Source organism: Paenibacillus sp. BAC0078, from assembly GCF_054483875.1.
Map to the genome: position 1 here is coordinate 87,616 of NZ_JBTLRW010000008.1, position 15,845 is coordinate 103,460.

The window sequence follows — 15,845 nt, forward strand, 5'->3', positions numbered from 1 at the left end:
CCGCTTACGTAATGAATTGTAAAACATAGAGAACAGGAAGTTGTCGAAAGAATGAAGTGGAAATAGGAAAGGTAGTACCGCAGTATGAAGTGGAGAAATTCCAACTAAGTTACCTAGTGAATCTCGGATTTTTACCGCTAAGGAAAATAAAAAAAATCTGGAGAGCACAGCGACCCAAACAACGGTCTGTTCGCGGAGCGTCCTAATGTAACTCAAAGTTAATTCTTATTCGAAAACAAACAAAATCACAATAAAGTTGATAATAAACAAACGAAATGATAATATGTCTATATATTAAACGAAAAATGAATTGGGTGATGAAGTTGCCGGATGGAAATGGACCGATCGGTATTTCGGAGAAATTTTGGAATGCCTCAATACTGGAGCTGAAGCAAGGTTATCAATACGAGGCCAGAGAGCATTCTGAATTTTATACTTGCCTTGTGTGTGGAGAGGAATTTGAGAAGGGCCTTATTTATAAGGAAGGGAACCAGTATTATGAAGCCGGGAAATTCGCAGCGCTTCATGTCGAGAACGAGCACGGTGGCATGTTCAACTGGCTGCTGGGGCTGGATAAGAAGCTAACAGGACTGACAGAGCTGCAGAAGGGATTACTGAATGCTTTTCGGCAGAGCTTGAGTGATGGGGAGGCGGCAAAAGAGCTGGGCATCGGCAGCACCTCCACTGTGCGCAACCACCGCTTTACACTGCGGGAGAAGGTGAAGCAGGCCAAGCTGTTCCTGGCTGTGATGGAGCTTGCCGAGGAAAAACCGGGGAAGTCTTCGCCTTTCGTCAGCATTCCCCGCTCCGCTGCGATGGTTGATGAGCGGTTTGCCATCACGGAAGAGGAAAATGCCGAGATTCTGAACGCCTATTTTAAGATGGGACCGGAGGGGCCTTTGTCGGAATTCCCTAAGAAGCAGAAGCGGAAGGCCGCCATTCTCCGCCAGTTGATCAAGCGTTTTGAGACAGGGAGGAAATATACGGAGAAAGAGGTTAACGCCATTCTTGGTGAAGCTTTCTCTGATCATGTTACGCTGCGGCGCTATCTGATTGATTATGGGCTGCTGGACCGGGAGGATGACGGAAGCAGCTATTGGGTTAGATTATAACGGCGTTGCCGTTAATGGATACTAAATTTGAAGGAGAGAACAGAAGCTATGGAGAAATCGAAACGTAAAGAGCTGGCCTACAACTATGCGCATTCCCATCGTCCGATGGGTGTATATAGAATTGTTAATACGCAGAATGATAAATCCTTGGTAGGCAGCAGCCTTAACCTGGAAGGCGTCTGGAACAAACATCAATTCATGCTGGAAATCGGCAACCACGACAACAAGACTCTACAAGCCGATTGGAAGGAATATGGAAAAGAAGCATTTTCTTTTGAGATTTTGGAGCAGATCAAACCGGAGGAGGACTTCGTCGCTGAAGTATCTGAACTGGCAAAATACCGTAAGCTGCTGCCTGATCTGGAGGACAAATGGATGCAGCAGCTAGCACCTTATGGGGAACGCGGGTATCACAAGCAAAAGTAAGTTATATAACCTGCCTGGATGAATTGCCTTGCCTGCTGTGCTAGAATAAAGGAAATACGGAAGTGCAGGGAAGAGGTGCGGTAATATGGCGATATTATCTTGGCTCGCAGAGCAGCGGATTCAGGAGTCCATGAGAAATGGGGAGTTCGAGAATCTGCCGGGGCATGGCAAGCCGCTGGAGCTGGAGGATTTATCCGGGGTGCCTGAAGACCTGAGAATGTCCTTCAAAATCATGAAAAATGCCGGCCTGCTCCCTGAAGAAGTGACGCTGCGTGCGGAATGTGCAACGCTGGAGAAACTGCTGGCAGCCTGTCATACAAGGGGGAATACCGTTCACGGGGAACGGAAAGAGCTGGAGTCGAAACTCTCGCTGAAAAGACTCCGCCTGCAGGAGCTATTGCGGCAACGCGGGCTGGAGAACAGCACGGTTTTCACAGATTACGGTGATAAAATACGGGAGCAATTGACCCGCGAAGAGGAATAACAAGGAGTTACAGAAGTCATCCGGCCCTGAAGGGTTGGGTGGCTTTTTTTGTAAAAAATAAGAAAGATCTATATAAGTAGAACTAAAGAAAATATAAAAAGGGCAGAAGTGACGGAGGGGAAGTTTGGATACTTACGGAGCGGAGCGTCCGCCTTTGTATTCAGATGTTATCCGCTACGCGGTATAATCAAAAAACATCTGAATTGGGCAGCGGCCGGAAGTCCAAACATTCACCGCAGTTACGACCAGACCCCAATATGAAAATCTATAGTTCAATTTATATAGTTTCACACAATACTTAATCCAGTGAAGCTTGAAATTCAGTCCGGTTTCGCCCATGATGTGTGTAGACAGGATATAGATGAAAAAGATTATGGAGAGATAAGATGAAGCAGCTTCCTATTATGCAGGTGCTCCCCGACCTGCAGGCAATACTGAATACCTCGCCTGCCGCCGTGCTTATTGCCGAGCCGGGAGCGGGGAAAACGACAGGAACACCGCCAGCCTTTCTGGATGCGCCGTGGATGGCCGGCAAAATCATACTGATGCTGGAGCCGAGACGGCTCGCCGCCCGTTCAGCGGCTAGCTACATGGCAGCCTGTATGGGTGAAAGCGTGGGCCAAACCGTGGGATACCGCATGCGTATGGATACGAAGGTTGGCAAAAACACGCGTATCGTTGTAGTCACAGAAGGCGTGTTAACAAGAATGCTCCAAAGTGACCCGTCGCTTGGCGATGTGGGGCTGGTTATCTTTGATGAATTTCATGAGCGCAGCCTGCATGCCGATTTGGGCCTGGCCTTGACACTGGAGGCGCAGTCTGTGCTGCGTGAGGACTTGCGGATTCTTGTCATGTCCGCCACACTGGACGGCGAGCGGATCTCCGCTGTGCTTGGAGGCGCGCCCGTAGTGAATTGTCCGGGCCGGACTTACCCGGTGGAAACTATATATGTTCCAGGCACGGGTGAGAAGCAGTTGGATAAAACTGCAGCATCCGCCGTCCGCCGGGCTTTGTCCGAGCAGCCTGGCGATGTGCTTGTTTTTTTGCCGGGTGAACGGGAAATCCGGCAGACGGAGAGGGAGCTTGCGGACGGCAGTCTTCCCCCTGGAACGGTGCTTCGGCCGCTCTATGGGCAGCTCCCGCAGGAGAAACAGGACTTGGCGGTGGCGGCTGCTGTGCCTGGTGAACGCAAGGTGGTGCTCGCAACCTCGATTGCCGAGACCAGCTTAACGATTGAAGGTGTGCGCAGCGTAGTAGATACGGGCCTGCGGCGGACTCAGGTGTTCTCGCCGCGTACCGGCATGCCGCGGCTGACTACGGTGCCAGTCTCCAAGGCATCGGCTGACCAGCGGCGCGGCCGTGCGGGACGCACCGCGCCGGGTGTATGCTACCGGCTGTGGAGCCAGGAGGAGCATAACCGTCTTCCGGACGACAATGTGCCGGAAATCATGGAGACCGACCTGGCGCAGCTCGCGCTGGAGCTGGCGCTGTGGGGCGCGCGCAGTCCTGACGCGCTGCCCTGGCTGGACGCGCCGCCTGCCGCGCCTTACGCGCAGGCCGTGGCGCTGCTGCGCCAGCTCGGCGCGCTTGACGCCGGCGGCGCCATTACGCCGCATGGCCGCAGCATGGCCGCGCTCGGCGCGCACCCGCGCATCGCGCACATGCTGCTGCGCGCGGCAGAGCTTGGAGCGGCGCCGCTCGCCTGCCGGCTGGCGGCGCTGCTCCAGGAGCGGGACCTCTTCCGGGGTCCCGCCGCACAGAGCTGCGACCTCACGCTGCGCGTGGAGGCGCTGCTCGGGTACGAGCGCTCCGCAGACAGCGGCGGAGCGGACCCGGCGGCTCTGCGCGCGGTGCAGCGCGAGAGCCGGAACTTCCTGGCGCAGCTGCAGGCAGCGCCGGGAGAAATGCCCGACAACATCAGCCGCACCGGGCTGCTGTTGTCGTTCGCCTACCCCGACCGTATCGGGCAGAAACGCGGCGATGGCGCGTTTCTGCTCTCCGGTGGCCGGGGGACGGCCATGAAGGAAGGGCAGCCGCTCTCGCGCTCGCCCTATATTGTGGCGGCCGGCGTGGATGACCGTGCCGGCCAGAGCAGGGTCCTGCTGGCAGCTGACCTGCCGGCAGAAGACCTGTTCATGCATCACAAAGACAGCTTCACGGAAGAACGTGAAGTTTACTGGGACAAGGACAGCGGAAGTGTCCAGGCTCGCAGACGGACAAGGCTTGGTGCTTTGATCGTAAAGGAAAAAGCACATGAGCGGCCAACAGCGGAAGAAACGGAAGAGGTGCTGCTAGCCCAGATTGCTGCTGAAGGGCTGGAACTGCTGCCTTGGGACAAAGTTGCGGTTCAGCTCCGGCAGCGGATGGAGTTCATGCATGGCCTCAGAGAGGAATTTCCTGATGTATCGGATAGCATGCTGCTCTCCACTGTCCATGAATGGCTCCAGCCTTATATTCAGGGAATGCGCAATCTGCGCGACCTGCAGCGGGTGCCGTTATCGCGGGCGCTGGAGGGGATGCTGGACTGGAACAGCCGCCAGACCCTGGACAAGGAGGCGCCAACGCATATAACCGTTCCGAGCGGTTCACGGATTCCTGTGGATTATGGGAACCCGGGCGCGCCAGTATTGGCGGTCAGGCTGCAGGAGATGTTCGGGCAAGTGGATACGCCAAGAATAGGCGGGGGGAAGATTGCGGTGCTGCTGCACCTGCTCTCGCCGGCGAGGCGGCCGATACAGGTAACGGCGGATCTGGCCAGCTTTTGGCGCAGCACCTATTTTGAAGTCAAAAAGGATCTGAAAGGACGCTACCCCAAACACTACTGGCCGGAGGACCCCATGCAGGCAATCCCGACGAACCGAACGCGTCCGGCGAAATAAAGGCCATCCGCTTGTAATCATAATCCCGCAAAGACTGCACCGCAGGCATTAGCACCTCGGCTGCAGTCTTTTTAAAATATATGTTTCACGCCATTAATCATCCTTATATTTCTCGCTGAAACGGCTGCCGCCTCTTTAAGAGGACGGCAAAGCCGTTTCTACTTGTAGTGCCCCGATCCACACTTCATTCCTACATTTCAACATATGAAAAATTCACAACAACCTAAAACCAAAATCAAATCTCCCAAGCTGCATCTCCCAGCCATGCAACTATGCCTGTCCTTATCACTTATCCAAAAAGAAAAAGGTGGGGCTACACTCTTAAAATTTCTTATTGTGAAACTTGGAAAATAGTGCTTATACTAAAGATAAGGCAGGAAACTTAAGGTAATCTACCCCTTTGGAGGTGTCCTATGGCGTTTATGATTGCCCAACGGGCTTTTATCAAGGTATACCTGATTACGATGGTCGAACAGCATAAAGGCTATGGCTATCAGATGCTGGAGGATTTGCGCAGAGACTTCAAGGCACACGGCTATTCGCCGCCTCAAAGTGAAATTTACCGCGCTCTTCATGAGCTGGTGCAGCAGGGGATTCTATACCGTACCAAACAACTGAAGGGGAATGATCCTAAAGTGGATTTTCAGGAAATTGTGCTGTACCACTTCACGGCGGACGGAGAGGAAAAAGCGAAGCTGTACAAAAAACAAGTAAAGATGGATTTGGACCGCTGTCTGGGCATTTTAAACAAGGCTGTTGCAGATAACTATTAGAATGATGCATTTTCCTGGGTATCAGAACTACAACTTTAGTGATATTTTCAGGTTGCAATCACCCTGCTATAATAATTACTGCCGGATGAAAGCAGTATATACTTGGAGGTAACTTAAATGGATGAACACATGAAACGCCGGTTGGACAAACAAAGAAAGCTATTCAGCCAGCTTGGTATTACACTTGACGCGCTGACAATTCATGAGAAGGAATTCAACACGAAGCTGCGCGGCTATGACGCAGAGGAAGTGGACACGTTCCTGGATAGCGTAATCAAGGATTACGAACGTTTTTATGCCACAATTGCCGATTTGATGGATAAATGGCAGGAGCAGCAGATTGAGCTGCGCGAATTGAAGGACAAGGCCAAAGCAGCGGAGGCCATCCCTGCACCAATCGTTAGAGGCATTGATCCGCTGGATCTGGAGGATATTATTCTCAAGCTGGAGAGTAATGTGCGGCAATTAAAGGACAGATTACCCCGGAGCGAAGGTTATCTGTAAGATCATATAATGGGACGCACGATGGAGGTTGGACCATTGCTGAACAAGCAAGCCTGGAGCTTGAAAATCCGGGGCAAAATTGCGCTTGGATATATCATGATCCTATTTATGCTAGGTCTGTTTCTCATCGTTGTATCCACTAGGATTACTGATCTTGAGAAAGAGACTGTTTTTCTGAGCGAGCATGATATGCAGGTGGATGAGCTTACATATCAGATTGAGAAAAATGTGCTTGATATGGAATCCGGTCAACGGGGTTATGCCCTTACCGGCAATAGCGACTATCTGCAGTCCTATAATGACGGAACTGTGCAGTGGCGGATTAATTACGAGAAATTAAACGGACTGATCACCGATAATCCGGGCCAGCTGCAGAATCTAAGATCGATCAAAGATAATATTGAGCTATGGATCACATCCGCAGGTCAGCATGTTGTGGAGCTTAAGCGGAATGGACAGGATAAGGCAGTTGCCGCATTTTTTCGCAGTGATACCGGCAAATTAATTATTGATTCCATCCGCAAGCAGTCTGATATTTTTCGCGATAACGAGCGCAAGCTGACCACCGGACGCATTGTTGATCTCAAAGCCGGCAACCACAAGCTTATGGTAACCATGTATATTCTGTGGATGCTGGTGGCTGTGCTGACTTCGCTTATTACCTACCTGATCTCTGAGAGCATCGCCAAGCCGCTGCGCAGAGTGATTCAGGCGATTCACAGCATCGCTGGCGGCGGCAACATGTCAGAGCGGATTAAAGTAAGAACCCTTGATGAAATCTATGATCTGGCGAATGCAACAAATGATCTTCTGGATACCGTACAGCGGGATCAATGGAGCAGCGATCAGCTGGCAGCCATGTCTTTGGCCATTCAGGAAACGACAGAGCTTTCTTTGCTGGGCAGAACCTTTATGAATAAACTGTCTGTCATGCTGGAGATGCAATACGGGGCCATTTTTGTGCTTAACAAAGAGGGAGAATTCAAGCGGGTCTATTCGTATGCCGGGGCAGAGGATAAAGAAACCCGCTTCGGCGCAGATACGATCAAGCCCGGCGAGGGATTGATCGGGCAAAGCGCAGCAGATAAGAGACTCATGGTCATTGAGAATTTGCCGGAGGATTATATCCGTATTAATTCAGGTCTCGGAAGAACTGCACCCAGGTTTGCGGTAATTGCTCCAGTTCTTTTTGAGAACAAAACGATAGCTGTACTGGAAATAGCCTCGCTTACGAAATGGGCTCCCTACCATTTTAAGCTTTTGACAGAGCTGCTGAATGTGCTGGGAGTGAACTTGAATTCTGTTATCACCCGTATGGAGATCCAGCATTTGTACCATGAATCGCAGGTGATGAACGGGGAACTGCAGGTTCAGTCTGAAGAGCTGCAGGTGCAGACCGAGGAGCTGCAGAACCACACCCATGAATTGCTGATTCTCAACCGTGAGCTGGATCATCAGAAGACGGTGGCAGAGAATGCAGCCGTTCAACTGGTAAAATATAATGAACAGCTCGAGCTAAGCTCCAGCTATAAATCCGAGTTTTTGGCTAATATGTCGCATGAGCTCCGTACACCTCTTAACAGCATGCTTATTCTGTCACAGCTGCTGACTGAGAATCGTAACGGGACGCTTACTGAAGAGGAGCAGGGCTATGCTTCGGTAATCCATTCATCGGGCAGCGATTTGCTTGCGATGATCAATGATATTCTGGATCTGTCCAAGGTAGAAGCCGGTAAAATGCTGGTGGAACGGGAGGCCGTTAATCTTACAGAGCTGCCCTCCATGCTGCTGGGTTATTTCAGCACAACAGCCGACCAGAAACATATTAATTTTAAAGTGACTCTTCGGCATGATGTGCCTGATTTGATCTTTACGGATGAAATGCGTCTGCATCAAATTCTGCGGAACCTGCTCTCCAATGCTTTTAAATTCACCGAGGAGGGTTTTGTGGAGGTTGTAGTTAACCGTCTGGAGTCCTATTCAGGAGCTGACTATGAAAGTGCCGGTCCAGTGATCTCTTTTGCCGTAATGGACAGCGGAATCGGGGTCTCCGAGGAGAACCGGGAGCTGATCTTTGAAGCTTTCCGCCAGGCAGACGGCTCAACAGCGCGCAAATTCGGCGGCACCGGTTTGGGATTGTCGATATCCCTTCAGCTTGCCAGGCTGCTTGGCGGTACGATTGCGCTGGAAAGTGAAGAGGGGAGAGGCAGCACCTTTACACTCTATCTTCCTTGCCGAGAGGAGGATACCGACATAGTGCAGGCAACCTCAGAGGCTGCTGCTGCACTTGAACGGGAAGAGAAACCGCACAGCCGCCTGCTGAAAGCCGATAAGAGCCTTTTCGAGAAGGAATATCGTAAGCTGAGCGGCAAAACGGTGCTGATCGTTGACGACGATATACGCAACATCTATGCTCTTGAGACAGGTCTTGCACCCTATAAAATGAATATTTTGACGGCCCAGTCAGGGTTTGAATGCTTGCAAAAGGTTAGGGAGCATCCAGATGTGGATATTGTCCTGCTGGACATCATGATGCCGAATTTGGACGGGTATGATACGCTGTCCATTATCCGTGAAGAGCTGCTGCTGCCGGAGCTTCCAATTATCGCAATTTCAGCTAAAACGATGAAGGAAGACCGCGAGCGATGCCTGGCAGCGGGAGCTTCTGATTTTATAACCAAACCTGTGCAGTTACAGGATGTGGTGACTCGAATGTGCAGATGGCTTGAAGCACCGGCTCTGTAAATTGCAAGCCCAAAAAGCCTATGAGCGTAAACTTGACATTTGTAAAAAACTCATTGACGGAAGAAACGCTATGATTTATGATTAGTCCATAAATGATCATTTATATGCAATTGGCGTGTTACCTTTAAGGGCATGAGCCAAGAATTATCTCATTCATTTGAGTAGTTCTTGGCTCTTTTTAATGCCCAAAATTCTGACAATGGATGGAAGGAGGGAGAACTTGGCCAAGGAAAACGAGCAGTTTGAAGTATTGCGGGTGATCGGCAACAACGTTGTGATGGTTCAGAAGGGCAAAAAAGGCAAGGAATACGTGATTATTGGCAAAGGTATCGGATTTGCGGTCAAAGATTCAGGTGTTATTGAAGCGAATGACAAACGGATCGAGAAGTTGTTTCGGCTGGAGGATCGGGAGGAATGGAGTCAATATCAGATTCTGCTCGAAGATATCGATCCCAAGGTAATGAAAATCACAGACGACATTATTGCGGATATCGCTCTTGAGTTTTCTGACAAGTTGAACGACAAAATCTATTTGGCGCTCCCCAGTCATATCCAGTTCACCATTTACCGTCTCCGGAGCGGTATGGACATTGTCAACCCGTTCCTAGAGGAAACCAAAATGTCATTTCCCAAAGAATTTGAGATCGCTTACAAGGCAGCGGAAAAAATAAGTGCAGAATTTAATGTGCAGATTCCTGAGGACGAAGTGGGATTTCTAACCTACCATGTATATTCGGCGGTCAGCAATGTGCCGGTAGGTCAACTGGTTAAAGCCTCGAACATCGTTAGCGAGCTGATGGAAATCATTCGTAAGGAACGCAACCTTACGTTCACGCGTGGAAGTATGAATCACGTCAGGCTGATGATACACCTGAGGTTTTCCATTGAACGGATTCTTCAGGGTTCGCTTATTGACAATCCGTTCGTCATGCATATTCAGAAAGAGTATCAAGAGGAATACTTGCTGGCTCAAAAGCTGGGAAAAGTCATGCGGAATTTACTGGACGCAGAGGTCCCGGAAGAAGAGATATGTTTTCTCGCCATGCATTTGCACCGTTTATTTCAGACCTTAGATAAACAGAAGCGGCTTTGAATTTACACAATAAATAGCAGTAGCGGGAGTGGAATTTATGTTTTCAAAATGGAAATCAAAAAAAGAAGAGAAGCGTGCCGAAGCGGCTATTCTAAATATCTCGGCTCCAGTCAGCGGCCAGGCCGTTCCATTATCGGGTGTGCCGGATGAAACTTTTGCAGGCGGACATATGGGGAAGGGAGTTGCTATAGAGCCCATTGAAGGCAAATTAATCGCCCCATTTGATGGCGTCGTAGCACATGTGGTCAAATCCAATCATGCTGTTATCCTGGAGCATCCCTCCGGTCTGCAGCTGCTGCTGCATATCGGAATTGATACCGTAAGCCTGAAGGGCAGCGGATTCACCAGCCATATAGCGAGCGGTGACAACGTAAAGGCTGGGGAAACGCTGATCGAATTTGATCTGGAAGCGATCCGGACTGCCGGATACCGGACGATTACGCCGGTCATTGTGACCAATAGCGGAGAGTTTGTCCAGGGTGTGGATTGTCATTACGGCGAGGTCGCCGCAGGCCGGGAAATCATTTTAACAGTGGAGAAAATATGAATTAAGGGGATGAGTGTTTATGTTGGCTTTTCTGCAAAAGCTGGGCAAGTCACTGATGCTTCCGGTCGCAACATTGCCGGCGGCGGCGATTCTGCAAGGATTTGCACTGATTAACTATGAAAAGGATTTCCATCTGGGAGCAGTTGGACGGTTTATTAACACTTATGTGGCACCTTTTCTGAATGCAGGCGCTGGGGCAATCTTCGGCAACCTGGCCTTAATCTTTGCGATCGGGGTTGCCATTGGATTTGCCGGTGACGCTGTAGCAGCGCTGTCCGCGCTGATTGCTTACCAGATTCTTGAGAGTATTCTAAAAGTCATTCCTGCGCAAATGCCTTTTATCAATGACGATGTTACACTGAACATGGGTGTGCTTGGCGGGATATTTGCTGGAGCCTGGGCTGCCTTCCTCTATAAGAGATACCATAATATCAAAATGCCGGATTGGCTGGGCTTCTTTGCGGGCAAACGGTTTGTTCCGATTATTACAGCAGTAAGCACAATGATTCTGGCTGTTTTGGTCGGCATGATCTGGAGCCCTATTCAAAATGTAATCAGCGATTTCGGCACCTGGGTTGTCGGTCTCGGCGCAGTCGGCGCATTTATCTTTGGGACCGCTAACCGTCTGCTAATTCCTTTTGGACTTCATCATGTAATTAACGCGATTGCCTGGTTCCAAATCGGTGATTTCACCAACGCTGCCGGAGAGGTAGTTCATGGTGACTTATGGCGCTTCTTCGCCGGAGATAAATCTGCCGGAATGTTCATGACAGGCTTCTTCCCGATTATGATGTTTGCCTTGCCGGGGGCTGCGCTAGCATTTATTCATACGGCAAAACCGGAAAAACGTAAAATGGTTGCCTCCATCTTCATCGGTTCTGCCATCGCTTCCTTCCTGACTGGGATTACAGAGCCGCTTGAATTCTCGTTCATGTTCATTGCGCCGGTGCTCTATCTGGTCCATGCCGTGCTAACCGGTTTTGCCGGGTTCCTGATGTATGTGCTTGACGTGAAGCTGGGCTTCGGTTTCTCTGCGGGGCTGATTGATTACCTGCTGAATATGAAGCTTTCAACTAACGCTTGGGTTCTGATCCCTGTAGGTCTTGCATTCTTTGTTCTCTACTATGTGCTGTTCCGCTTTATTATTGTGAAGTTCAAGCTGAAGACACCCGGACGCGAGGATGATATTCTCGAAGAACGGATTGAAGCTGATTCTGGCGGAGCCAAGATTTCTTCGTCTTCCAGAGCGGTCAAAATTTTGGAGAGTGTTGGCGGCCCGTCGAATATCCGCAACATTGATGCCTGCATTACACGGCTGCGGCTGATTGTGAATGACGAGCAAGCAGTTAAGGATGCCTCGCTCAAGCAGCTTGGCGCATCTGGGGTCATGAGGCTTGGTCAAGGTGCGGTGCAAATCGTATTTGGTCCACAATCGGAGCAAATCAAGGATGACATCAAGAAACTTCTGTAAAAGTTCACAGCAGCAGATAAAATTAGAAAGCAGCTCCTTCTTTTAAGAGAGGAGCTGCTTTTCTGCGTTTATAACGGAAAAATAGAAATGTTATGATATTTGTATTGAATTGTGATACAAAATAGCTTTGGCGTTCGTCTTACTTATAGCTGCAGCTAATAAGGAGGATTTACACAATGGAAATTCCGGAATCTGAACTGTTTCGCGCTGTATTTTATGAACACTATCCGGTGGTGAAGCGAAAGCTGGCGGCTCTGGTACGCGACGAGTCGGCAGCAGAGGATTTAGCGCAGGATGTGTTTCTCAGACTATACCGCAATCCGCCTGATGATCCAGATGCGCTGGGGGCTTGGCTTCATAGAGTGCTTACCCGGATCGGATATGATTATTTGAACAAAAAAGTCAGGGAGCGGAAGCTCCAGGATAAGCAGGAGCTGCTGTTCAGCGCTGAGGCAAGTCCTCCTACCGGTGAAGAAGCGGTGCTTAGCAAGCTGGATCAGGAGGATGTGCGGGTATGGCTGGACGGTCTGCCTGAGAGAGATAGACAAGCGCTGATGCTGCGCTACTCTGGCTACAGCTACTCGGAAATTGCCGGCCAGCTTGGCGTTAATCCGCCGGTTGTCGGAACATTGCTCAGCCGGGCCACTTACAAATTAAGACAGCAGGCAGCAGAGTCGCTCCCGCAGGACGGAACAGCCGGACTTGCAAAACTTTGAGGAGGAAAGAAAATGACCAATCTCGAAAATAAACATACAGATAAGCACGGAACGGATGAAGCATGGGCGAAAATGGAGCAGAAGCTCTCCGCTGAACGGGTGAACCCGGTATGGGCAACCTGGGGGCAGCGTGCAGTGACTCAGAATGAAACAACAATGCATGGGGTAGACGCGGCTGAACCACTTAATAATGAAACTGTGCAGCAGCATGCACTAGCATCTGGGGCACCTGAGCCTACAGGTAATAAAACGATCCGTGGCCGGTCACGGCGGCCTGTAATGACCCGGCGCCGGAAATGGGCTGCAGCAGCAGCCGGCGTAGCCGTATTTGCCGCCATACTCTCTACACCTGTAGGCAACACGGCAATGGCCGCCATTTTGGGTCAATTCCGCGTACAGGAAGTTACGCTTGTCAATGAAGATGATCTGCGAAATCTGTTCTACCAGCTCGGGGAGGGAGGGACTATTGGCGAAGAGGTTAACAAATTTGGCGCCTTCAACACTTCTTCCGGCAAGATAACCGGAATGGTTCCAGTGGGTGCGCTTCAGGACAAATTGGGCTTCTCCGCGCTGACTGGCGATGCCATTAATAACATTAAATCGGTGTATGTAAGCCCCTCACAGGAAATTACGCTGACATTGAAGGTTGATGAGGTAAATAAAGCGCTGAAGAGTCTGGGAGCGAAAAAGCTGTTGCCTGAATCCATTGACGGCAAGCCGGTCACGCTGCGGCTTCCCGAGTCCGTAAACTACGATCTATCCAAGGATGATCACTGGGCGAGTCTGCGGCAGATGAATACGCCTGTGGTAGATGTAGACCCTTCTATTAACGTCGAAGAAGCTGTCCGGGCTGTTCTTGACTTTCCGCTGCTGCCGGATAACTTGAAATCCAGTCTGCAGCTAAGCAGTATTCTGGCCGGAGAAATACCTATGCCTGTGATCAAAGGCAATCATTCCGAGCAGGTCACCGTGGACGGTACACAGGTGATCTTGGAAACCACAGAATATAACAATGGGCCAGACTATAGCGCAACCTGGGTGAACAAGGGCCAACTGTTCGAGCTGAACGGAGGAACGGTGTATCAGGATAAAGAAAAGTTCATGAAACAGCTTCAGGAGTTGATCGCGCAATGAATGCACCCGCAATCGAAGCACGGCTGCTAACCAAGGAATACAGCAACGGACGCGGCTGCCGTGATGTTACAATTACTGTTGAGAAAGGGGAAGCCTTCGGCTTCCTCGGTCCCAACGGTGCCGGAAAAAGCACCTTTGTCAAAATGCTGGCCGGATTGATCCGCCCGTCCAGCGGAAGCGCCGCTATATTCGGGCATCCGATCGGCTCACTTGCGGCCAAGGAGAAGATCGGTTATCTGCCGGAGCTGTACCGGTACCAGGAATGGCTGACCGGGGAAGAGGTGGTTAGACTCCATGCCCGCTTATGCCGTATAGCAAAACCCGTGGCGGACCGCAGAATACCTGAGCTGCTGGAAGAGGTGGGAATAGGGCAGCGCAGCCGTGACCGCGTGAAGCATTATTCCAAGGGAATGCAGCAGAGGTTAGGCCTCGCCTGCGCGCTTGTGAATGATCCGGAGCTTGTTTTTCTGGATGAGCCTTCATCGGCCCTTGACCCGATAGGCCGTATGGAAGTGCGGAGCATACTGGAAGGGCTTAAGCAGCGGGGCATTACCATTTTTCTCAACTCTCACCTGCTTGAAGATGTTGAGGTGCTGTGCGACCGGATGGCGCTGCTCAATAACGGCGAGATCCTGCGGCACGGCAAAGTCTCGGAAGTATTAAATAAGCGAACTAGCTGGCATTTTAAAGTGGGCGGCTATTCGCCTTTTTTGCTGTCTTGGCTGATTGAGCAGACGGGGCTGCAGATTAGACAGTCGGCGGAGAATGCAGATCGTAAAGACGGCACAGCTATAGTACCCTCGTCCATTGAAGGCAGCACCGTGTGGCTGGAGGCGGAAGTCGAGAGCGAGGAACAAGTAGGCTGGCTGAATACACTGATAATCCAGCAGGGCATGACCTTATATGAGGTTTCGAGTAAAAAAGAACGGCTGGAAGAATGGTTCATGGATGCTGTTTCAGGGCTTAGCCACAGGGGGGAGCGGGAATGAGAATTATAATGGAAATGACCTGGAGGGAGCTGCTCCGCAAGAAAGTTATGCTCATGACGCTGCTGATGACTGCTGCATTTCTGCTCGCATTCTGGTTTGTTGCGTCAACCCTTGGAGCCAGCGGGGCTCCCCAGAGAACGGGTATCGCGAATGGGGACAATCTGATTGAAAGTTTTTCGCGGGGCGTTGTCATTTTATCCATAGGGTATTTCTTCGGAGCGTTTGTCCTCGCATTTCTGGCAATCTTCAGTTCCTTCTCGGCTATCGCGGGGGAAGCGGAGCAGGGGGTTATGCAAGCTTTGCTGCCTCGTCCGCTGCCGCGCTGGAAATGGTATCTTGGCCGCTGGCTCGGTTATGTCACATTAGGGATTCTTTACGCATTGCTTCTGTTTGCGGCGATATTGCTGATAGCCGATGCGCATGCCGCAATCCCGCGCGACGGCGCGTCTCTTGTACAAGCTTTTCTGCTCTTCGCCTCCGTAGTGCCGCTGCTGATCAGCTTGTCTATGCTTGGCTCCGGCTTGTTCTCGGCAATCGGGAACGGCGTCTTCATGACCATGCTCTACGGAGCGGGCTGGATCGGCGGAATGATCGACAACTTAAGCAGTTCGCTTGGTTTGAAGGAAGAAGCTCTGCATACGCTGCACAATCTGACAGGGATCATGTCACTGCTTATGCCGGCGGATGGTCTGCAGCGAAAAATGACAGCGAAGCTGTTCAATCTCTCTGAGATTAGCAGTATGATTAATATGAATCTTAGTTCCTTTCCACTGCTGGACGTGAGTTCCAGTCCTACGAATTCTTTTGTCTTTTATGCCATGCTGTATACGATTATTGTCTTTATGATAGGAATGCTGCGGTTTCAGCGGAAGGATCTGTAGCTCTGCCCCTGCGTTCATTAACAATTGACATAACAAATAGCGCCCTTAGCTGATTCCATTAGGTGGAACCGGGTAAGGGCGCTATTTGCGC

General features: G+C 50.7%; 14 protein-coding genes. All 14 read left to right on the top strand.

Annotated features, from left to right (window positions below):
- Positions 1-317 precede the first annotated feature (317 nt).
- The 14 genes from ACX1DY_RS16450 to ACX1DY_RS16515 all read left to right on the top strand — a co-directional run bounded on the left by ACX1DY_RS16450 (position 318) and on the right by ACX1DY_RS16515 (position 15,754).
- Entirely contained in the window at positions 318-1,112 is a 795-nt protein-coding gene (locus ACX1DY_RS16450; RefSeq protein WP_458965274.1) for a DUF2087 domain-containing protein, read from the top strand.
- A 48-nt stretch (positions 1,113-1,160) separates the two neighbouring features.
- Entirely contained in the window at positions 1,161-1,538 is a 378-nt protein-coding gene (locus ACX1DY_RS16455; RefSeq protein WP_458965275.1) for a GIY-YIG nuclease family protein, read from the top strand.
- Positions 1,539-1,623: 85 nt separating this feature from the next.
- Entirely contained in the window at positions 1,624-2,022 is a 399-nt protein-coding gene (locus ACX1DY_RS16460) for a DnaJ family domain-containing protein (RefSeq protein ID WP_458965276.1), read from the top strand.
- 386 nt (positions 2,023-2,408) lie between these two features.
- Positions 2,409-4,901 carry an ATP-dependent helicase HrpB gene (gene hrpB, locus ACX1DY_RS16465; protein ID WP_458965277.1) on the top strand — a complete coding sequence of 831 codons (2,493 nt, stop codon included), beginning with the start codon at positions 2,409-2,411 and terminating at the stop codon, positions 4,899-4,901.
- A 413-nt stretch (positions 4,902-5,314) separates the two neighbouring features.
- Positions 5,315-5,674, top strand: coding sequence for a helix-turn-helix transcriptional regulator (locus ACX1DY_RS16470; protein ID WP_458965278.1), 360 nt, complete (start codon positions 5,315-5,317; stop codon positions 5,672-5,674).
- Between the two features lie 117 nt (positions 5,675-5,791).
- Positions 5,792-6,178, top strand: a complete 387-nt coding sequence (locus ACX1DY_RS16475; protein WP_458965279.1) for a DivIVA domain-containing protein — start codon at positions 5,792-5,794, stop codon at positions 6,176-6,178.
- A gap of 36 nt (positions 6,179-6,214) precedes the next feature.
- A complete protein-coding gene (locus ACX1DY_RS16480) occupies positions 6,215-8,923 on the top strand; it encodes a CHASE3 domain-containing protein (protein WP_458965280.1) in 2,709 nt (902 codons plus the stop codon).
- Between the two features lie 220 nt (positions 8,924-9,143).
- Entirely contained in the window at positions 9,144-10,016 is an 873-nt protein-coding gene (locus tag ACX1DY_RS16485; protein ID WP_458965281.1) for a PRD domain-containing protein, read from the top strand.
- Between the two features lie 37 nt (positions 10,017-10,053).
- Positions 10,054-10,563: a PTS sugar transporter subunit IIA gene (locus ACX1DY_RS16490; protein ID WP_458965282.1), complete on the top strand. Its 510-nt coding sequence runs from the start codon at positions 10,054-10,056 to the stop codon at positions 10,561-10,563.
- A 19-nt stretch (positions 10,564-10,582) separates the two neighbouring features.
- Complete coding sequence (gene nagE / locus ACX1DY_RS16495) at positions 10,583-12,034, top strand: N-acetylglucosamine-specific PTS transporter subunit IIBC (protein WP_458965283.1); 1,452 nt, start codon at positions 10,583-10,585, stop codon at positions 12,032-12,034.
- Positions 12,035-12,210: 176 nt separating this feature from the next.
- Positions 12,211-12,750, top strand: a complete 540-nt coding sequence (locus ACX1DY_RS16500; RefSeq protein WP_458965284.1) for a sigma-70 family RNA polymerase sigma factor — start codon at positions 12,211-12,213, stop codon at positions 12,748-12,750.
- Positions 12,751-12,762: 12 nt separating this feature from the next.
- On the top strand, positions 12,763-13,884 hold the full coding sequence (locus ACX1DY_RS16505) for a hypothetical protein (RefSeq protein ID WP_458965285.1): 1,122 nt from the start codon (positions 12,763-12,765) through the stop codon (positions 13,882-13,884).
- Positions 13,881-14,873, top strand: a complete 993-nt coding sequence (locus ACX1DY_RS16510; protein ID WP_458965286.1) for an ABC transporter ATP-binding protein — start codon at positions 13,881-13,883, stop codon at positions 14,871-14,873. The genes ACX1DY_RS16505 and ACX1DY_RS16510 overlap by 4 nt, the downstream gene beginning before the upstream one ends.
- Complete coding sequence (locus ACX1DY_RS16515; protein ID WP_458965287.1) at positions 14,870-15,754, top strand: ABC transporter permease subunit; 885 nt, start codon at positions 14,870-14,872, stop codon at positions 15,752-15,754. Before ACX1DY_RS16510 ends, ACX1DY_RS16515 begins: the two co-directional genes overlap by 4 nt.
- The last annotated feature ends 91 nt before the right edge of the window (positions 15,755-15,845 follow it).